The sequence below is a fragment of the Microbacterium sp. MYb64 genome, from assembly GCF_002979495.1.
Lineage (GTDB): Bacteria > Actinomycetota > Actinomycetes > Actinomycetales > Microbacteriaceae > Microbacterium > Microbacterium azadirachtae_A.
This window is the reverse complement of sequence record NZ_PCOW01000017.1, coordinates 55,958-74,772: the sequence shown is the minus strand read 5'-3', so window position 1 is coordinate 74,772 and position 18,815 is coordinate 55,958. Positions and strand designations below refer to the sequence as shown.

General features: G+C 71.3%; 15 protein-coding genes. 3 read left to right on the top strand and 12 right to left on the bottom strand.

Features of this window, described 5'->3' with window-relative positions; all coding sequences use genetic code 11:
- Positions 1-14 precede the first annotated feature (14 nt).
- From CQ044_RS14535 to CQ044_RS14520, 4 genes are all read right to left on the bottom strand, one after another.
- On the bottom strand, positions 15-1,133 hold the full coding sequence (locus tag CQ044_RS14535; RefSeq protein ID WP_045270744.1) for an ABC transporter substrate-binding protein: 1,119 nt from the start codon (positions 1,131-1,133) through the stop codon (positions 15-17).
- A 20-nt stretch (positions 1,134-1,153) separates the two neighbouring features.
- A complete protein-coding gene (locus CQ044_RS14530) occupies positions 1,154-2,929 on the bottom strand; it encodes an iron ABC transporter permease (protein WP_105689121.1) in 1,776 nt (591 codons plus the stop codon).
- 238 nt (positions 2,930-3,167) lie between these two features.
- On the bottom strand, positions 3,168-4,217 hold the full coding sequence (locus CQ044_RS14525) for a histidinol-phosphate transaminase (protein WP_105689120.1): 1,050 nt from the start codon (positions 4,215-4,217) through the stop codon (positions 3,168-3,170).
- 97 nt (positions 4,218-4,314) lie between these two features.
- Positions 4,315-4,995 carry a FadR/GntR family transcriptional regulator gene (locus CQ044_RS14520; protein WP_105689119.1) on the bottom strand — a complete coding sequence of 227 codons (681 nt, stop codon included), beginning with the start codon at positions 4,993-4,995 and terminating at the stop codon, positions 4,315-4,317.
- Between the two features lie 159 nt (positions 4,996-5,154).
- Here CQ044_RS14520 and CQ044_RS14515 point away from each other — a divergent pair, with 159 nt between their 5' ends.
- Positions 5,155-6,357 carry a M20 family metallopeptidase gene (locus CQ044_RS14515; protein ID WP_105689137.1) on the top strand — a complete coding sequence of 401 codons (1,203 nt, stop codon included), beginning with the start codon at positions 5,155-5,157 and terminating at the stop codon, positions 6,355-6,357.
- A 101-nt stretch (positions 6,358-6,458) separates the two neighbouring features.
- Here the strand turns inward: CQ044_RS14515 and CQ044_RS14510 are convergent, their stop codons facing one another.
- Complete coding sequence (locus tag CQ044_RS14510; protein ID WP_105689118.1) at positions 6,459-8,069, bottom strand: thiamine pyrophosphate-binding protein; 1,611 nt, start codon at positions 8,067-8,069, stop codon at positions 6,459-6,461.
- A gap of 146 nt (positions 8,070-8,215) precedes the next feature.
- Here CQ044_RS14510 and CQ044_RS14505 point away from each other — a divergent pair, with 146 nt between their 5' ends.
- Both CQ044_RS14505 and CQ044_RS14500 read left to right on the top strand, forming a co-directional pair.
- Entirely contained in the window at positions 8,216-9,376 is a 1,161-nt protein-coding gene (locus CQ044_RS14505; protein WP_105689117.1) for a CdaR family transcriptional regulator, read from the top strand.
- A gap of 96 nt (positions 9,377-9,472) precedes the next feature.
- Positions 9,473-10,855, top strand: a complete 1,383-nt coding sequence (locus CQ044_RS14500; RefSeq protein WP_105689116.1) for an aldehyde dehydrogenase family protein — start codon at positions 9,473-9,475, stop codon at positions 10,853-10,855.
- A gap of 115 nt (positions 10,856-10,970) precedes the next feature.
- Here the strand turns inward: CQ044_RS14500 and CQ044_RS14495 are convergent, their stop codons facing one another.
- From CQ044_RS14495 to CQ044_RS14465, 7 genes are all read right to left on the bottom strand, one after another.
- Positions 10,971-12,614, bottom strand: coding sequence for an FAD-dependent monooxygenase (locus tag CQ044_RS14495; protein WP_105689115.1), 1,644 nt, complete (start codon positions 12,612-12,614; stop codon positions 10,971-10,973).
- A complete protein-coding gene (locus CQ044_RS14490) occupies positions 12,611-13,285 on the bottom strand; it encodes a 4-carboxy-4-hydroxy-2-oxoadipate aldolase/oxaloacetate decarboxylase (RefSeq protein WP_105689114.1) in 675 nt (224 codons plus the stop codon). The genes CQ044_RS14495 and CQ044_RS14490 overlap by 4 nt, the downstream gene beginning before the upstream one ends.
- The gene (locus CQ044_RS14485) at positions 13,282-13,935 is read right to left on the bottom strand and encodes an RraA family protein (RefSeq protein WP_105689113.1); all 654 of its coding nucleotides are present in this window, start codon (positions 13,933-13,935) and stop codon (positions 13,282-13,284) included. Before CQ044_RS14485 ends, CQ044_RS14490 begins: the two co-directional genes overlap by 4 nt.
- A complete protein-coding gene (locus tag CQ044_RS14480) occupies positions 13,932-14,603 on the bottom strand; it encodes an RraA family protein (protein WP_105689112.1) in 672 nt (223 codons plus the stop codon). Before CQ044_RS14480 ends, CQ044_RS14485 begins: the two co-directional genes overlap by 4 nt.
- Entirely contained in the window at positions 14,600-15,637 is a 1,038-nt protein-coding gene (locus CQ044_RS14475) for a hypothetical protein (RefSeq protein ID WP_105689111.1), read from the bottom strand. The genes CQ044_RS14480 and CQ044_RS14475 overlap by 4 nt, the downstream gene beginning before the upstream one ends.
- A 33-nt stretch (positions 15,638-15,670) precedes the next feature.
- The gene (locus CQ044_RS14470; RefSeq protein WP_105689110.1) at positions 15,671-16,672 is read right to left on the bottom strand and encodes an amidohydrolase family protein; all 1,002 of its coding nucleotides are present in this window, start codon (positions 16,670-16,672) and stop codon (positions 15,671-15,673) included.
- Positions 16,673-16,849: 177 nt separating this feature from the next.
- Positions 16,850-18,730, bottom strand: coding sequence for an FAD-dependent monooxygenase (locus CQ044_RS14465; protein ID WP_105689109.1), 1,881 nt, complete (start codon positions 18,728-18,730; stop codon positions 16,850-16,852).
- Positions 18,731-18,815: the final 85 nt, after the last annotated feature.

Genomic DNA, 18,815 nt, shown 5'->3' with positions numbered 1-18,815 from the left:
GGTTTTCGAAACTGCTACTTCTTGAACTGCGCGTTGATGAAGTCGAAGTAGGGCTGGTTGAAGTTCGGGTCGGGGTTGGAGAACGGCAGGCGTCCGAGCTTGCTCAGCGCCGGAGCGCCCTGCGGGCCGGGAGCGTCCGGCGTCCAGCCGTACGACTTGTTCTTCTCGGCGAGCGCCTTCTGCCCTTCGGGCGAGTACAGCCAGTTGATGTAGAGCTGCGCGGCGTCCGCGTGCGGGGCCTTGTTCACGATGCACATGCCGGTGCGCGACATGAAGTTGCCGCCGTCGTCGAGCGGGAAGACCGCGGCGACCGGGCCGCCCTTCGCCTTAACGTCCTCGTAGAAGCCCTGGTAGACCGCGATGCCGATCGGGAACCGGCCGCTGGCCACGTCCGCGGGGACGTTGGGCTCGGACTGTGCGAACTGCACGTCCTGCTGGGCGAGCGCCTCGACGTAGGGCTTGCCCCACTTGTCCGCGCTCTCCGGCACCATGAGCGAGGTGAGGATGTAGCGGATGCCGCCGGGAACGGTCGGGTCGCCGACCGTGATCTTGCCCTTCCACTTGGGGTCGAGCAGGTCCTTCCAGTTCTTCGGCGCCTCGTTCTCCTTCACCATGTCGGTGTTGTAGACGAACACGAAGTACCGCATCGCGTAGTAGGTGAGGCGGCCGTCGAAGTTGGTCGGGATCTCGAAGCCGTCCGGAGCCGTCTGAACGTCGGCCTTGGTGCACAGATCCGCCTTCGCGGCGACCTGCGGCGACTCGCCGCCGTCGTAGATGTCGGCGATGCGGTTGCCGCTCTGCGCCTCGGTCTCGATCTTGGTGATGCTCTGCGCGTCCGGCTGATCCTGCTGGACGACCTTGATCCCGGGGAAGCGGTCCGTGAAGGCCTTGAACAGGGCCTTCTGCGAGGAGACGCTGGGGCCGTAGACCACGATGTCGGTCTTGCCTCCGGAGACGGCCTTGTCGTAGAGGTCGTTCATGTGCGCGTTGCCCGCGGCGCTCGTGCCGGGGACCTCGATCGGTGTGTCCGGCTTGGCGGCGGCGGTGCCGGAGGAGCACGCGGTCAGGGCTGCGAGCGCGCCGACGGCCAGGGTGGCCGTGGCGAGGCGGAGGGTGTTGCGGGAGAACGTCATCATTCTTCCTCTCGGGTGTGTCAGGGGGTGATCCGGGTGAGGGGGACTGAGGGGGCACGGCCGGAGCGACCGGCGCGGGCGCGGAGGACCGCGGCGAGCTTCATGGAGCCGGCGGCGAGCGCGAGCACGGCCATGGCCGCGACGAGGATGATCATGAACAGCGCGGCGCCCTGCGACATGTTGCCCTGCAGGAACTGCTGGAACGCGGTCAGCGAGACCGGCTGCAGTCCGGGAGGGGCGAGGAGCATCGGCACGGACAGGTTGCCGGCGATGAACAGCGCGGAGAGGAACCAGCCGGACAGGAAGCTGGGCACGACGAGGCGGAGCACGATCGTGATCAGCACGCGCCAGGATCCGGCGCCGGACGTGCGTCCCGCCTCCTCGAGCTCCGGCGAGAGCTGCGCGAGCGCCCCCTCGGCGATCCGGCTGGAGACCGGGATCGTCGCGACGATGAGCACGAGCGTCATGAGGAACGCGGTCCCGTAGAGGCTGCGGAAGGCCGGCACGTAGAGCACCGCGAACATGTACGCGAGCGCCAGGACGATGCCGGGCAGCGCCCACGGGATCCACACCGAGAACGACGTGTACGAGCGGATGAAGCCGGTGCGGCGCGCCGTGACGTAGGTCGTGAGCAGGGCGACCGCGATCGAGCCGAAGCCGCCGATCACCGCGAGCCAGGCCGTGAGTCCCAGGCTCGAGCTGAACTCGGGATCCGTGAGCATCTGCACGTAGTTGTCGAATGTGAGCCCGGTGCTCATCACCCCGAAGATCGGCTGCAGGCTGCCGAGGATCATCGCGAACAGCGGCAGGATCAGGTTCAGCAGCAGGAAGACGACGATGAGGGCGGAGAGCACCCAGCGCACGGGGCCGAGCTCCTGCGGCTCGCGGCGGGAGGTCTTTCCGGTGAGGGTCGTGAAGCTGCGCCCGCGGAGGATCCAGCGCTGCGCGAGGAAGAGCAGCAGCACGAGCACGATGAGCACGAGCGAGAGCGCGAAGGCCTTCGTGTACTCGGCGGGCGCCTGGTCCCGCACGTAGTGGAAGATCTGCGTCGAGAACACGAAGATGTTGGCCTGGCGCCCGATCAGCTGAGGGCTGTCGAAGGACTGGAACACGAGCACGGCGATGAGGATCGCGGCCCCCGTGATCGCGGGTCCGACCGAGGGGATCGTGATCGTGAAGAAGGTCCGCACCGCTCCCGCGCCGCTGATCGAGGCGGCCTCGTCGAGCGACTGATCCCGGTTCTTGAAGGCGCCGAGCATGAGCAGGTACGCGAACGGCATGTAGCCGAGCGACATGAGCAGGAACAGGCCTCCCCAGCTCTGGATGTTGATGATCGGTCCGTGCATGCCGAGCATGCGGCCGAACTGGTTCAGCAGGCCGTTCTGCGGGTTGCCCAGCATGATCCAGCCGAGCGTGTGGAACAGCGGCGGCACGAACAGATTGACCGCCATGAGGGGCGTCAGCAGGCGGCGGCCGGGGACGTTGGTGTTCGCCGCGATCCAGGCGAAGAGCCCTCCGCCGGCGACCGAGATCGTGCCGCACACGACCACGAGCAGGAGCGAGTTGCCCATGGTCTTCCAGGTCTCGGGATCCTGGAACGCCGCGAGCAGTCCGCCGAGCGTGAAGGGCAGGTCGTCCGACGGGAGGCCGTCGCGGAACGCGCCGATCGCGATCATCGAGACCGGGTAGACGAACACGAGCGTCAGGGCGGCGAGGAACACCGTCCACCCGAACCCGCCGGTCATCGAGCGCCGGATCGATGCTCGCCGGTCGCGTTCGAAGTCGCTTGCCGTCACTGCCCTCTTCTTCCGTTCGCGAGAGCGATCCGAGACCTCCGGTCACCCGGGATCAGACCGCTCCGTCTGTCGTGTTGTCAGCGTAGGAAGCCGCTGCGCGGGCCTCATCGGGCCCGGCTCCGAAGTCCTTCCCGGGCGATCCGACACGGTGTCGGAACCCGGGCCGCCAGGAGTGCGATCGTGTCCGTCGGCGATCCCCGGCGCGCGATCGCAACGCGCCGGGGATCGATCAGGGGCGTCAGAGAAGGGCGGCCAGGACGGCGTCGTTCTCCGCGGGGAGGCCGACCGTGACGCGGGCGCCGCCGGCGTTCGGGAACGGCCGGGCGAGGACGCCCTGCTCCGCGAAGCGCGCCATGAGCGCGCCCGCGTCACCCGGGAGGAAGAGGAAGTTGGACTGGCTCGGGAGCACCGCCACGCCCGCCTCGTCGAGGGCGCGCACGATGCGCGCGCGCTCCGCGACGATTGTCGCCACCCGTTCCTCGGCGATCGCGATGCCCTCGGGACTGAAGGCCGCGATGAGGGCGGCCTCGGCGATCCCGTTCAGCGCGAAGCCGACCGAGGTGCGCCGCAGCGCCTCCGCGATCCGCTCGGAGGCTGCGGCATAGCCGGCTCTGATGCCGGCGAGTCCGTGCGACTTCGAGAGCGTGCGCAGGATCACGAGGTTGTCGAACTCGTCCAGCAGCGGCAGCGCGGCCTCGACCGGCTCGTCCGTGACGAACTCACGGTAGGCCTCGTCGAGCACGACGATCACGTTTTCCGGCACGCTTCGGAGGAACTCCCGCAGGCCCTCGACCGGGATCAGGCCGCCGGTCGGGTTGTTCGGGTTGCAGAGGTACACGATGCGCGTCTCGGGGCGGATCGCGGCGGCCATCGCCGCGAGGTCCATGGCGCCGTCCTCGGCGAGACCGACCGCGGTCGCATCGGCCCCGGCGAGACCGAGCGCGGCCTTGTACGCCTCGAAGGACGGCGCGGGGTAGACGCCGTGCACGCCCGGCTCGCAGACCAGTCGCGCGAGACCGTGCAGGAGCGATCCGGATCCGTTGTCCACGGCCACCCGGTCCTGGTCGACGCCGAGCGCTCCGGCGATCGCGGCGCGGGCCGCGGCACGGTGGTAGTCGGGGTAGCGGTGCGACGTCTCGACCGCCGCGGACATCGCCGCCACGATCGGCGCCGACGGCGTCCAGGGCATCTCGTTCTGGGAGAGCCGGATGGGCGGCGGGGTCGCCCCGGAGGGACGGTTCGGGGTCTGCAGCATCTCATCGACGACGCCTCGGAACTCGAGCGGCATGCGTCCTCCTCGGGGGCGGAAGTTAATTCTTAATAATGAATATGAACATTATTGAAGACGCGTCGTCCTGTCAACCCGCGCAGCCCCCTCCGAACCCTCAGGAGAGCAGCGTGGCGACCGAGGAATGCCGGTGCCGCTCGGCCGCGGAGCGCGCGAGGGCGTGATCGCGTCCGGCGACCGCCGCCGCGAAGTCCAGGTGGGTGCGCAGCCGCTCCGGCGTGCTGGGCGCCGTGGCGCCTTCGAGCTGCTCGGCGATGATGTAGTCGACGAGGTTGGTGTAGAGGCTTCGCAGCAGCTCGTTCGGGGTGATCAGGGCGATCCGCGCGTGCAGCGCCCAGATCGCCGACGGCCCCTTGTCGGTGTCCCACACGGCCTGGAGCCGATCGGCGAGCGCTGTGATCTCGGCGATGTCATCGTCGCCCGCATGCTCGATCGCATCGTGCAGCACGAGCCCGTCCAGCGCGTCCAGCACCCGGAGGCAGTCGCTCGCCGTCGCCTTGCCCTCGCGCAGCTGCAGCAGCTGGTCGCTGAGCTGCATGAACGGCGAGCGCGACGCGACGAAGATTCCGCCACCGGGACCGGGCTTCGCATCGACGACGCCGCGCGAACGGAGCAGCTGGATGGCCTCGCCGAGGGTCGCCGGCGCCACTCCGAACCGGGTGGCGAGCTCCTGCCGCCGCCCGATGAAGTGCCCCGCCTTCCAGCCGCCCGAGACGATCTCGTCCTCGAGCGACTTCGCGACCTGCACGGCGACAGCGGCGTTGGTGATCTGCGTCATGACTTTTCCCCCGGTGATCCCTGCGGTGACCCCGAGCCGGCCACGCGTGAGTACAGAGTATGAGGTGACCCGCGTCGGCGCACCATCTATTGGATATATTCATCATATCCAATGACCATCGACGGCCTCGGATCGTCGACCAGGGACGAAGGAGTCCTCATGACGGATCCCGCTGCGCTCCGCGCCGACGCCGGAGCCCTCCTGCCCGAACTCGTCGCCCTGCGGCGGGCCCTGCACGCCCATCCCGAGGCGGGATTCGCCCTCCCCCGCACGCAGCGGGCCGTGCTCGACGCCCTCGACGGGCTCGGCCTCGAGGCGACTGCGGGCCCGGGTGACTTCTCCTCGATCACCGCCGTCGTGCGCGGCGCCCGCCCCGGTCCCGCCGTGCTGCTGCGCGCCGACATGGACGCCCTCCGGGTGCAGGAGCGCACCGGACTCCCCTACGCCTCGGGCGTCGAGGGGGTCATGCACGCCTGCGGGCACGACCTGCACACGGCGGGCCTCGTCGGCGCGGCACGTCTGCTGGCCGCACGCCGGGAGCGGCTGACGGGTTCGGTCGTGCTCATGTTCGAGCCGGGAGAGGAGGCCGGAGGCGGCGCGCTGCGGATGATCCGCGAGGGCGTCCTCGACGCGGCGGGGCCGCGCGTCGAGGCGGCCTACGGCGTCCATGTGCTTCCCGGGCCGGCCGGGGTGTTCTCGACCAGGGGCGGCACGATCATGGCGGGAGCCTGCGCGCTCGAGGTCGTGGTCGAGGGCCGCGGCGGACACGGATCCCGCCCGCATCAGGCGGTCGACCCTGTACCGGCCGTCGCGCAGATCGTCCTCGCCCTGCACGCGTTCGCGACCCGCCGCTTCCTGACCTCGGATCCGGTCGTCCTCTCGGTCACGAAGCTCGCCGGCAGCGAGATCATCAACGCGATCCCCGACACGGCCTCCCTCGGCGCGACGATCCGCATCCTCTCGGAGCGCAGCAGACGGACGCTGGAGGCCGAGCTGCCCGCCCTCGCGGAGGGGATCGCGGCCGCGCACGGCTGCCGCGCCACGGTCTCGTTCCGCACGGTCTATCCGGTCACCGTCAACGACGAGACCTGCGCGGAGCGGGCGCTCGCCACGATCGGCGGGCTTCTCGGCCCGGAGCGCGCGGCGCTCGCGACCGAGCCCTCGATGGCGTCGGAGGACTTCTCCGCGGTTCTCGACGAGGTGCCTGGCGCGTTCCTCTTCCTCGGCGCCACCCCCGCCGGGATCGATCCCGACGAGGCGGAGATGAACCACTCCCCCCGCGCGCTGTTCGACGACGGCGTGCTCGCGGATCAGGCCGCGGCGCTCGCCGCGCTCGCCCTGGCGCACGTCGGCCCTCGATGAGCCGCGCCGGATCACGCCGGCGCGTCACCGGACACCGGATCGGGGGCTGCCGCGGCCGGGCGGGATCGCTCCGCCGCCGGCCGCCGCAGCCCCCGCGCGGATCAGTGCTTCTCGTGGATGAGCGACCAGGGCGAGGGGAAGACGTCCACCCGCACCCGGACGATCGCCGGGCGCCGGGCCGCGATCGCGGCCTCGATCGCCGTGCGGACGCCGTCCGCATCCTCGACGTCGACGAAGTCGATGCCGAACGCCTGCGCGAGCACCGCGAAGTCGGGGTTCACGAGCTCGGAGCCGATGAACCGTCCGCCGTACGTGTCGCGCTGGATGCGCCACACGTTGCCGAACCGACCGTCCTCGAACAGCACCGTGACCAGGGGGATCCCGTAGCGCTTGGCGGTCGCGAACTCCTGCAGCGACCAGCCGATCCCGCCGTCCCCGGTGACGGCGACGACGGGGCGCCCGCCCGCGCCGACCGCCGCGCCGAGAGCGGTGGGCATCGCGTAGCCGAGCGTGCCCTGGTAGCCGGGCCACACGTACGAGTGCGGAGCCTGCACGGGGAAGCCGTACGTCGAGACGTATCCGATCTGGGTGAGCTCGTTGACGTACACGCCGTCCTCGGGCAGGGCGGCGCGGATGGCGTCGACGAAGGCCATCTGCGGCGCGACGCGCTCGCGGATCCGCTCCTCGCATTCGGCGCGGAGGCGGCGCAGCTCCTCGCCCCAGCCCACGCGCACCGGCGTCTCGGCGACGAGCGCCTCGAGCACCGCGGTGGCGTCGGCCCGGATCGCGAGGTCGGGCTTCCGGGGCGCGCCGAGATCGGCCGCCTCGACGTTCACGAGTGCGACCTTCGCCTCCCCGACGTTCACCTGTTGCCCGAACGGGGTGAGGAAGCGGCTGCCGAACGAGATCACGAGATCCGCCGTCGCGCGCAGCTCCCAGAGGGCGAAGGCGGGCAGAGCGTGCGGATCCCGCGCATCGATCGAGCCGCGGCCGTTCTCGCTCATGACCACCGGGGCGTCCAGCTTCTCGGCGAGCGCGGCGATCAGCGCGAACGCGCGATGCCCGCGCACGCCGCCGCCGACGTGCAGGACAGGGCGCTCGCTCTCGGCGAGCAGGCGCAGGAGCGCCGTCACGTCTTCGGCGGGGGCGACCGGCGCGTCCACCGCGAACGGGTCGCCGACCTCGACGTCGATCTCGGCGTGCAGCAGGTCGGGTCCGAGCTCGAGCGCCACCGGGCGGGGACGCCCCGTGCGCATCTGCCGGAAGCCCTCGTGCACGAGCTCGGGGATCTCTTCGGCCCTGGTGGGGCGCATCGACCACTTCGTCAGGCCCTCGACGGTCTCCGTCTGACGCGGGATCTCGTGCAGCGCACCGAGGCCGCCGCCGACGAGACGGGAGGGGATCGTGCCGGCCAGCAGCATCACCTGCGAGGAGCACGCATAAGCCGTCGCCATGCCGGCGCCGGCATTGAGCACGCCGGGACCGGGGACCACCATCGCGACACCCGGCTTGCCGGATGCCCGGTGGTAGCCGTCCGCCATGTAGGTCGTGCTCTGCTCGTGCCGCGGGACCATCAGGTCGATCTCGTCCCTCTTGCGGTACATCCCGTCGGTGAGCCCGTCCAGCTGCACGCCCGGGATCCCGAAGACCGTCTCGACACCCTCGCTGAGCAGTGCCAGGGTGAGCGCGTCGCCGCCTGTCATCTTTGCCATCGCATCGCCTCTCAAGAAATGAATATAATGAATATAGATCTATTTCCCGATTCCCTGCAACGCGGGCGCTCGCGCTCACACCTCGCAGGGGTTCGCGACGGCTTCCGGCGGACAGCGGGGAGCGCAGGAAGACAGGGAGGCGGGCGATGACGCTCGAAGCGCAGGTGCAGGCCTATGCGGACCGGCTCGGACGACCCATCATCGTGTTCGACGCGGAGTTCACGGTCACCGCGTTCAGCGTGCACGACGGGGATGTCGACCACGCGCGGCTGGCGATCATCCTGGCCCACCGCGGGTCGTCCCGCGCGAGGGAGTCGATCAAGGAGTTCCGGGTCGGCCAGGCCGACGGACCCGTGCTGATCCCGGCGATCGAGGGCGGGCAGACCAGGCTCGTCGCGCCGATCCGGCACGACGGCCACCTCGTCGGCTACGTCTCGTCGACGATCCCCGACGGGCACGAGCCCGTCGCCGACGACGAGGTGCTGCGCACCGGGCGCGAGCAGCTCGGCGTGGTGCTCGCGGCGATGGCGCTCGGCAACCGGCAGGACGAGGACAGGGCCCTGCGCCTGCTCTCCGCGCTGTTCGGCGGCGGCACGGAGCACCGGGCGCGGGCCGCGGACGAACTGCTCACGAGCGGCCTGCTCTCCCCCGCCCCGCACTACACCGCGATCTCGCTCGCCGTCGCCCCCGGCGCCGCCGCGAGCGTGGCGACCCTGCGGCTGCTGCTGGACAGGGCCGTGGCGAGCATCCCGGTGTTCCCCACGCTCAAGGCGGTCGGGGCAGTGATCGACGGCGAGGCCGTGATCGCCGTGCCCTATGAGATCGACGCCGACCGCCTCACCGCCTTGCTCGCCCAGCCGGCGTTCTCCGCGCTGCGCGCCGGGATCGGCGGCGCGCACGCCCCGCTCGCGGCAGCCTTCCGCTCCCTCCGAGAGGCACGGATCGCCCAGCGCGCCGCGGTCGTCGACGACGACCGCGGGAGCGTCGCGCACTGGGCGGACCTCGGCCTCGACCGCGTCCTGCTGCAACTGCCGCTCGCGGAGCTCGCCTTGACCGACCTGCCAGAAGCCGTGCAGCGCCTCCTCGATGCGCAGTCCGGCCCCGATCTCGCGCACACGCTCGAGGCCTATCTGGACTGCGGATGCGATGCGCAGCGCACCGCCCAGGAGCTCCACGTGCATCGGAGCACCCTCTACTACCGACTCGACCGGATCCGCGCCATCGCCGACGTCGACCTCGCCGACGGCGGTGTGCGTCGCGAGCTGCACACGGCGCTGCGGGTCGCGACGCTCGCCGGCCTGCGGTGATCGGGAGACACGGATTCACTAATTGACTATATTGATTAGAGTTGATTGCGGGCACCCTCCGAACGCCCCGATCCCGCCGCACGCAAGGGAGCTGCCATGAACGCACTGCTGACCTCGGTCTCCGTCCCCGACGGTCGCCCGATCCTGGACGCCGCCACCCGCGCGGAAGTGGGACGCGCGCCGGTCCGCTCGGTGGCGGACCTGGATCGGGCGATCGACGCCGCCCGCGCGGCGCAGCCCGGCTGGGCCGCCCTCGGCCACGCCGAGCGCTCACGCCTGCTGCACCTCGTCGCCGACGACCTCGACGCGCACGCCGAGGAGCTCGGCGAGATCGTCACGGCGGAGCAGGGCAAGATCGACGGTGCCGGCGAGGTGCACGGCGCCGCGCACTGGCTGCGCGCCGCGGCCGACACCGCCCTGGATCCGCAGGTGCTGCGCGAGGACGGCGCCTCCCGCACCGAGCTGCACTACGTCCCGCTCGGCGTCGTCGCCTCGATCGGGCCCTGGAACTTCCCCGTCATGATCTCGGTCTGGCACATCGCCCCTGCGCTGCGCATGGGCAACACCGTCGTCATGAAGCCCTCCGAGAACACGCCGCTGAGCGTGCTGGCTCTCGCCGAGATCTTCCGCCGGCACCTGCCCGCGGACGTCGTCACCGCGATCTCCGGAGACCGCGAGGTCGGCGCCGCGCTGGCCGCCCACCCCGGCATCGCCAAGATCGTCTTCACCGGATCCACCCCCACCGGCCGCCGCATCGTGGAGAGCTCTGCGCACAACCTCGCCCGCCTCACGCTCGAGCTCGGCGGCAACGACGCGGGGATCGTGCTGCCGGGCACGGACGTCTCCGCGATCGCCGACCGCCTGTTCTGGGGCGCCTTCATGAACACCGGCCAGGTGTGCGCCGCGCTCAAGCGCCTCTACGTGCACGACTCGGTCTACGACGACGTGGTCGCGGCTCTCGCCGAGCGTGCCGAGGCGGCGCCGATGGGGTCGGGACACGACAAGAGCAACCGGCTCGGCCCTGTGCAGAACCCGGCGCAGTTCGACATCGTCACGCGCCTCGTGGACGACGCCCGCGCCCGCGGGGGCAGGATCGTCACGGGCGGCGGACCGGCCGCCGAGCTCGGCCCGCTCTTCTACCGGGCCACGATCGTCGCCGACGTGGAGGACGGCGCGGCGATCGTCGACGAGGAGCAGTTCGGGCCCGTGCTGCCCGTCGTGCGCTACTCCCATGTCGACGATGCGGTGCGCCGCGCGAACGGCACCGAACAGGGCCTCGGCGCCTCGGTATGGGGCCCCGACGCCGACGAGGCGGCCGCCGTGGCGCAGCGCCTCGAGGCCGGCACGGTCTGGATCAACCAGCACGGCGGCGTCGACCCGTCGATCCCGTTCGGCGGCACCAAGGCCTCCGGCTACGGCCTGGAGTTCGGCGTTGAGGGACTCAAGGCGATGGCGGCGACGAAGGTCATCCGCCGCTGACGTACCGAGCACCCGGCCCAGATCCGCTCGCTCCACCCGCTCCCGTCGCGAAAACTGCCGCTATTCATGGCGAATAGCGGCAGTCTTTGCGACGGGAGCGGTTTCCTGGGCCGGCTCAGGCGGCGCCGCGCAGCCGCTCCCAGAGCGCGGCGGCCTCGGGCGCGGTGGGGGCCGCGCCGCGCCAGACCACGGTCTGGTCCTGCCGCACGAGCGTGATCGGCTGGTCGTACTCCGCCGGAGGCCGAGGGGCCTCGATCACCGCGAACGGGATCCCGCGGAGCTCGGCGGCCGCGGCGAGGACGTCGACATGCGCGCCGGGCGTGCAGACCGCGGTGTATCCAGGGGAGAGCAGGTCGTAGAGCGAGGCCCCGTCCTCGAGCCGGAAGTGCGGGGCGCGGCAGCCGGGCACGGTCGAGGGCGTGTACGCGCCCATCGTGTAGCCGGGCGCCGTCCCGCCGTCGTAGCGGATGATCGGCGAGGCGTCATAGCTGTAGCCGTAGTTGAGCCCCGCGGCCGCGAACTGCGGCTCGTTGAGGTCGTGCACAGCGGCGCCGAAGGCGCGTCGCGCCTCCTCGCCCTCCGGTCCGTCATCCTCGAGCGCTGCGGGCAGGCCCGGCTTCGCCAGCTTCTGCTGGTGACCCATCGCGAAGTGCGAGACCTGCTCGGTGATCGGGCGCCGCTCGGCCTGGTAGGCGTCCAGGATCCGCTCGTCCGCCCAGCCGGCGATCCGCGCGCCCAGCAGCCAGGTGAGGTTCAGGACGTCGGCGATGCCGGCGTTCATGCCGAACCCGGCGAACGGCACCCAGAGGTGGCACGCGTCCCCCGCGATGAAGACCCTGCCGTCGCGGAAGCGATCGGCGAGCAGCCGCCGCGCGACCCAGTCCTCCTTCGAGACGACCTCGTAGGCGAAGTCCTCGTCGACGCCCAGGATCGCGCGGATCGTGGCGTCGCGGTCGACGGACCCTGGATCCTCGGCCTCCTCGGGCGAGAGGTACGTGTGCACGAGGAACGTCCCTGTGCCGTCGATCGCGTAGACGTGCCCGACCCGCCGCGGGTTGAAGGTGTAGTAGCCCCACGCGCGCGGCTCCTCGGCCGACATGAGCCCGTACAGGTGCGGAGCGCGGATGCAGGTGGACTGCACGTGCTGCAGCACCGGGTCGCCGCTGAGCTTCGCTCCGATCTGCTTGCGCACCGCGGATCGTCCGCCGTCCGCGCCGATGAGATAGCGGGCGCGCAGGGTGCGCTCGTTCCCGCCGTCGAGGTCGCTGATCGTCGCGATCACCCCGTCGTCGTCCTGCGCGAAGGAATGGAATCGGGTGCGGTTGAGCAGCGTCACGCCGGGCGCCGCAGCGGCGCGGCGGGCGAGGATCGGCTCCAGGAAGGTCTGGTTGATGCGGTGCGGCGGCTCCGGGGTCGCCCACGTCGTGTCGGGGCCGACGGTCGCGGTGTACCGCTCGCCGCTCGCCGGGATCGGGATGCGCGACAACTCGGTCCCGGTGAGGGACGTGCGGAAGGCGACGTCCTGCGGGTAGTCGGCGGGCAGACCCGCGGCGCGCACCTCGGCGGCGATCCCCAGCCGGCGCAGGCTCTCCATCGTGCGGGAGGCGACGTGGTTGCACTTCACGTTCGGCGGCTCGAGGAAGTCGCGCGTCTCGACCACGACCGCGGAGACGCCGCGGGACGAGAGATCGAGCGCGGCGAGCAGGCCGACCGGGCCCGCTCCGATGATGAGGACGTCGGCGTCCGGCGTGCCGGTCATCGTGCTCCGTTCGTGTCGGCCGCCCGGCGGATCGGATCCCCGAGGCGGCGGAAGTCGTAGAGGTCGAGGGTGAGCTCCCCCGCGCGCAGACGCGCCAGGTAGGCGTCCTCCTTTGCGGCGCGGGCGCGGGCGGCGTCCAGGATCCGGTCGACGTCGCCGGAGGGCAGGATCGCGACGCCGTCGCGGTCGGCGACGACGAGGTCGCCCTCGTGCACGACCCGGCCGCGCAGCGTGATCGGGATCCCGATCGTCCCCGGCCACTGCTTGATCGTGCCGCGGATCGAGATCGAGGTGCTGAACGCGGCGAAGCCCAGCTCCTGCAGCTGCGCGGTGTCGCGCACCCCGCCGTCGATCACGAGACCCGCGATGCCGCGCGCCTGCGCCGCGACCGCCATCACCTCGCCCCAGTATCCGAAGGGCGCTCCTCCGCCATCGACGACGAGCACGTCGCCGGGACCCGCGGCCTCGAGGCCGTGGTGCAGGGCGAGGTTGTCTCCGGCCTGCGCCGAGACGGGCACCGCGCGGCCCACGATCGCCGCCCCGTCCCAGGCGGGACGGAACGCGGCGTCGAGGAAGCAGTCCAGGCCCGACGCCTCATACAGGGTCGCGCTCCCGAGCCGCAGCAGCTCCGCGACGTCGTCGTCCGCGACGCGCGCTCCGGCGCCGCTCACGCCTCGGCCCGCTGCAGGTCGTGATAGCCGTAGCGCGCCCTGGCCTCGGCGATCGAGGCTCCGCCGAGCGCCGCGGCGAGGATCGACTCCTCACGGGCGTGGATGCCCTCCGCGACCTCGAGCACCTCGGCCTCGCAGTCCTGCGGGATCACGACGACCCCGTCGGAGTCGCCGAGCAGGATGTCGCCCGGACGCACCGTGACGCCGCCGATCGTGACCGGCCCCTGTTCCTCGGCGACCTCGACCCTGTCCTTGCCCGTGCGCATGAAGCGTCCCCGGCTGTAGACGGGGTAGCCGATCGATAGGGCGCGGTGCGTGTCACGGCAGACGCCCTCGATCACGGTCCCGGCGATCCCGCGGTGGTGCGCGACGGCGGTGAGGATGTCGCCCCACACGGTGCAGTCCACGCGTCCGTCGTTGTCGAGAACGACGACCTGGCCCGGCTCGACCTGGTCGATGAAGTCGCCGACCGTGCCCGCCGGGACCTGGGCGCTCACGTAGCGGACCGTGAAGGCGCGGCCGACCATGTGCTGGCCGTCGGCGAGGGGCGCGAGGCCGAGCAGGCTCCCTGGCCGGCGCAGCTTGTCGAGCGCGTCGGAGACGGTCGCGGTGCCGAGCGCACGGAAGCGCTCGATGAGGGGGTCGGTCATGGGGTTCGCTCCTCTGCGGTGACGGTGGGGAACTGGGAGTCGTGCATGACCTCGCTCACGTCGCGGCCTGAACGCACGGCCTCCGCCATGCGCTCCTCGCGGTCGGCGATGCGCCTTGCGAGGCCGACGACGCGCTCCGCCTGATCCGCGGCGACGAACACGACGCCGTTCACGTCGGCGATCACATAGTCGTACGAGGCGACCGAGACGCCGGAGATCTGGATCCGCTCGTCCGAGGCCAACTGCACGATCCGGCCGCGGGCGCTCACCGGCACGGCGGCGCGGGCGTACAGGGGCAGGCCGAGCGCGGCGCTCTCCTGCACGTCGCGGCAGGCGCCGTCGACGATCACGCCGGCGACGCCCCGGTGCACGGCGGCCTCGGCGAGCAGGCCGCCCCAGCACGACACGTCGGTGCGACCGTGGTTGTCGATCACCACGACGTCGTCGGGCTCGGCGACCGCCACGAGGGGGGTCGCGATGTGCGTCGCGGGCCCGCTCGTCGCCTTGGGGCCCGCGGTGACCGTGCGCACGCGCCCGGCGGTCACCGTGCCGGACGGCCAGCGCGGCGCCAGCGCGGTCACCGCGCCGGGGAGCCCGAGCGTGTCCAGCGCGTCCGACACCGCACAGCTGTCGAGCCCGCGCAGCGCCGTGACGATCGGATCGGTCATCGGGCGTTCCGCTCCCCGGTGTTCGGCTCCCAGGTGAGGAAGCCCATCGCGTTGCCCGTGCCGGCCTCGGTGCGGTAGCAGGGCTCGTAGTCGACGTTCGTGACCCCGAGGCCCGCCTCGTCGGCGATGCCGGCGACCGCGATCCAGTTGCGCAGCTCGGAGGCGCCCGACATCATCTCGCCCGCGGGCACCGAGGACAGGTACTCGGCGTCGTGGTCCTTCATCGCCTGGATGAACTCGGAGTCGAGCTTCTCGTCGATCACGAAGTGGCTGAGGCCGCCGGAGGCGACGACGCCGACGCGCAGGTCGCCGGGGAAGGACTGGATCGCACGGCCCACCGCGCGGCCGAAGTCGTAGCAGCGCTTGGCGCTCGGCGGGTTCGGCTCCCAGAAGGTGTTGATGAAGATCGGCACCATCGGGATCGTCGACTCCTGGCCGAGGAAGCGCTGGTAGATGAAGCCGAAGCCGTGCGGGATCGTGTGGTTCTCGTAGCGGCCGGCGGGGATGACCTCGGTCGCGCCGGTGTCGAAGTCGTCCGCCTGGGTGGACTGGATGATGTGCTTTCCGAGCGCGCGGTGCGTCGGCCGCATGACCGTGCGGTCAGGCACATCGCCCTTCGCGGCCTCGGCGAGACCGGGCGCCATCTCGTCCAGCTGCGCCTGGGTGTACGGCACGTGCGCGACCTCGTCGCCCCAGAAGACCGAGAACGGCGCGAGCCACTCGTCGCCGTAGGTCTCCTTGTGGTCGCTCGAGATGATGACGAGCACGTCCACGTCCTGCTCCGCGATGAAGCGGGAGAGAGCGTCCATCGATGCCTGGCAGCTGTCCCAGCGGCGCTGCATGACGTCATGCGTGATCTCGGCGGAGAAGTCCTCGCGGAGGGCCTTGAGCTCCTCGAACGAGTACGTTCCGCCGCGGAACTTCAGGCCCTTGCTGCGGCGGTCGGCGACCCCGCGGGTCTCCCAGGCCTCGGGCGGCGCCGCCTTGAGCTGCGGGCCGTGCGAGGTGCCGAATCCGGCGACGATCTCGGTCATGGTGGATCCTTTCTCGGAGTGCGGGCGCGGCCGTCAGAGGCGGAAGAGGGCGCGCGCGTTGTTCTCGAGCACGTCGGCGCGACGGTCGTCGTCGAGCCACTCGATGTCGTCGATGAGCAGGTGGATGTCGTCGAACCAGCGTCCGGTCGCGGGGTCGATCTGCGACCCCGTTCCCGGCTTCTCGGATCCGAAGAGCACCCGGTCGGTGCCGACGGCCTTGAGCAGCAGTTCGAGGCTCTCCTGCGTGTAGAGGCAGGAGTCGAAGTGGAAGTTGCGCAGCTTGTCGAGGTACGAGACCCCTGTACGCACGACCGAGGGCAGGAAGCGGCCCATCTGGTACGGGATCGCTCCGCCGCCATGGGCGACGACGACCTTGAGGTCGGGGAAATCGGCGAACACGTTCGCCTGGATCATGCTCCAGACCGAGACGGTCTCCTCCTGGATGAAGTGCAGGCTGTAGGGCTCGCGGGAGGGGAACTTGCACCCCGCGGAGTGCAGCAGCATCGGCACGTCGAGCTCGCAGAGCGCCTCGTACAGCGGATACCAGTAGCGCTCCCCCATCGCCGGAGGCACCTCGGTGCCCTCGAAGGGGTCGGAGTTGACCATGGCCCCTACGAAACCGAGCTCGGTGACCGCGCGACGCAGCTCGGGGAGCCACTGCTCGACGCTCAGGTACGGGCTCTGCGGGATCCCCGCAACGCCCTGGAACCGGCCGGGGAAGAGCTCGGTCGCGCGGTGGATGAGGTTGTTGGTCTCGGCCGTGAACCACTCGACGATCTTCGTCGGGCGCTCCGAGTGCATCGCGTGGAACGGACGCGGCGAGAGCAGCTGCAGATCGATCCCCGCGCCGTCGATGTGGTCGAGGTGGGAGATGTTCCCGAAGCTCGGGTGCGGCGCGTTGTATGAGGCGATGAGCGCGTCGTCGCTGATGACCGGGGGCTTGCCGCCGTGCGAGCCCCGCGCGGCGAGCAGCGAGGCCTTCCACGCGTAGTACGCGTCCGGGGCGGACATGTGGCCGTGGACATCGATGATCACGGGGGCTCCTTCTGAATCTTCTGCGGTCCGGAGGGTCGGGGCTTCGTCGCTGTCTCGACGCTATGAGAGCCCGCATCGGGGCGGATCGGCGGGCTGCGGGAAACTCCCCCTGGCGGATCCGACACGGTGTCCGAATCGGATCCGCCCGAAGCGTCGCGGTTCAGTCCGCGGCCGAGCTCACTGCACGAGCACGCTCGCGGCCGCGCGGATGCGCTTCAGGAACGGCTCGGCCGGATCCGCGGCGGGGGCGCGGCCGCCGCGGAGGATGACCGCGAGCGCGTCGTCGAGCACCATCGAGGGGTCGGCCGGCATCTCGGCCGCACGCCAGGCGACCTTGCGGTCCGGACGTACGAGCAGCGCGCCGTCGTCGCCGATCTCGCGCGCGGCGCGCCAGGCCTCGTCGGCGTCGTCGATCGCGACGACCGTGACGGGCAGGGCGCCGCCGATGAGGTCGATCGCCTCCTGCCAGCGCGAGGCTGCGGACGCCGAGGTGAGCAGGGTCAGTCCCACCCGCGCGACCAGGTCGTGCGAGGACGGCGCCGTGCCGTCCTGGGCGACGCGGCTCTGCAGCCAGACGTGCGGCAGGTGGTGCCCGGGACGCGAGGTGGCCTGGAAGTCGGTCGGATCCGAGGGGTCTCCCGGCACCGGAGTGCCGTCGGGAACCAGCGCCCCCGCCTCGTAGTGGAACCCCGCCTCGACGCCCAGCTGGCTGTAGTCGTGCGCGTTGTGCGCGACCTCGGTCGCGACGCGGGCGCGCATCGCCTCCCCCTCCAGGGTGTCGCTCACGAACACCTCGAGGTTGCGGAAGCCCTCGGCCTCGTCCTCGCCGAACCCCAGGGCCGCGGCGATCGGAGGGTGCCGGTTCGCGTTCTCGAGGGAGTGCGCGGTGTACCAGGCCACGATCGGCCTGCGCTCGGCCTGATAGCTGTCCAGAAGGGCGTCCGGCGCCTGGCCGTCGAGCACCGCGGCCAGCTTCCAGCAGAGGTTCTGCGCGTCCTGGATGCCGCTGTTCAGTCCGAGACCGCCGGTCGGCGGGTGCTTGTGCGCGGCGTCGCCCGCGAGGAAGACGTGACCGGCGCGGAAGCGCTTCGCGACCAGTCCGTTGTAGGTCCAGCGGGTCATCGAGTGCATGGTGATCGCGTGGTCCTCGCTGAGGCCCAGCATTCGCCGGATCGAGTCGAACAGCGCCGCCTCGTCATCCGGATCGCCCTCGACCATCCAGCCGGCGACCGACACCAGCCACTCCTCGGAGTCGCGGTCGTAGTGCGTGGGGCCGAGCGCCTGGATCGTGCCGCGCCGCCGCGCCCCGCCCGCGGGGTGCAGGAAGTGGCCGAGGAGCGCGTCCGGCTCCGACCAGGCGGACAGGTCGAGGCTGACGTGGTAGTTCACGACCTCGCGCATATCCCGGGGCCCCTCCAGCTCGACGCCGAGCAGGGCCGCGCTGTCGCGCCCGCCGTCGGCGGCGATCACGTAGCGCGCACGCACCTCGCGGACATCGTCCGTGACGGCGTCGCGGATCACGACGGTCGCGGAATCCGCGTCCTGCCGGATGTCGACGACCTCCTGCTTCGCGCGGATCCGGCCCGGTGCGGCGGCGACCGCGTGCCGGTGGATGAGCGGGTCGAGCCGCAGCTGCGGCATGTTCGCGAACGCGCGGGGGCTCGAGGCGCGGTACCGCTCGGCGTCGGGTCCGCCGCCCCACGCCGGGACCTCGCCGATCTTGAGGCCGTCGAAGCGGCCCGGCCCCGTCGCGGTCGTGTACCAGACCGCCTTGCGCCAGCGATCGTGGGTCGGGGTCGCCGCGTAGATGTCCTCCGCGACGCCCATGTCGTGGAACGCCTCCATGGTGCGCGGGTTGAGCAGGTGCGCACGGGGGAACCGGAACAGGAAGTCGCGGCGCTCGAGGAGCAGCACGTCGATCCCGCGCTGGGCGAGCAGGATCGCGCAGCTCATGCCGACCGGCCCGCCGCCCATGATGACGACCTCGACGGCCTCGGGCCACTCGTCCTCGCCGAGCGGCGGCAGGGCGGCGCGGGGGCTCTTCACAGATGCGGTCACGGATTCCTCCTCGAATGCGGAGATCCCAGGCTAGGGAGACGCCGGAACGCGACGATACGTGCCGTGAGCGCGAAAGTCGGCCGCC

What these genes read in the sequence shown, in the direction of transcription:
- CQ044_RS14535 (WP_045270744.1), bottom strand. Translation starts at nt 1,133, where the DNA reads ATGACGTTCTCCCGCAACACCCTCCGCCTCGCCACGGCCACCCTGGCC.
- CQ044_RS14525 (WP_105689120.1), bottom strand. Translation starts at nt 4,217, where the DNA reads ATGCCGCTCGAGTTCCGAGGCGTCGTCGATGAGATGCTGCAGACCCCG.
- CQ044_RS14520 (WP_105689119.1), bottom strand. Translation starts at nt 4,995, where the DNA reads ATGACGCAGATCACCAACGCCGCTGTCGCCGTGCAGGTCGCGAAGTCG.
- CQ044_RS14515 (WP_105689137.1), top strand. Translation starts at nt 5,155, where the DNA reads ATGACGGATCCCGCTGCGCTCCGCGCCGACGCCGGAGCCCTCCTGCCC.
- CQ044_RS14510 (WP_105689118.1), bottom strand. Translation starts at nt 8,069, where the DNA reads ATGGCAAAGATGACAGGCGGCGACGCGCTCACCCTGGCACTGCTCAGC.
- CQ044_RS14505 (WP_105689117.1), top strand. Translation starts at nt 8,216, where the DNA reads ATGACGCTCGAAGCGCAGGTGCAGGCCTATGCGGACCGGCTCGGACGA.
- CQ044_RS14500 (WP_105689116.1), top strand. Translation starts at nt 9,473, where the DNA reads ATGAACGCACTGCTGACCTCGGTCTCCGTCCCCGACGGTCGCCCGATC.
- CQ044_RS14495 (WP_105689115.1), bottom strand. Translation starts at nt 12,614, where the DNA reads ATGACCGGCACGCCGGACGCCGACGTCCTCATCATCGGAGCGGGCCCG.
- CQ044_RS14485 (WP_105689113.1), bottom strand. Translation starts at nt 13,935, where the DNA reads ATGACCGACCCCCTCATCGAGCGCTTCCGTGCGCTCGGCACCGCGACC.
- CQ044_RS14480 (WP_105689112.1), bottom strand. Translation starts at nt 14,603, where the DNA reads ATGACCGATCCGATCGTCACGGCGCTGCGCGGGCTCGACAGCTGTGCG.
- CQ044_RS14475 (WP_105689111.1), bottom strand. Translation starts at nt 15,637, where the DNA reads ATGACCGAGATCGTCGCCGGATTCGGCACCTCGCACGGCCCGCAGCTC.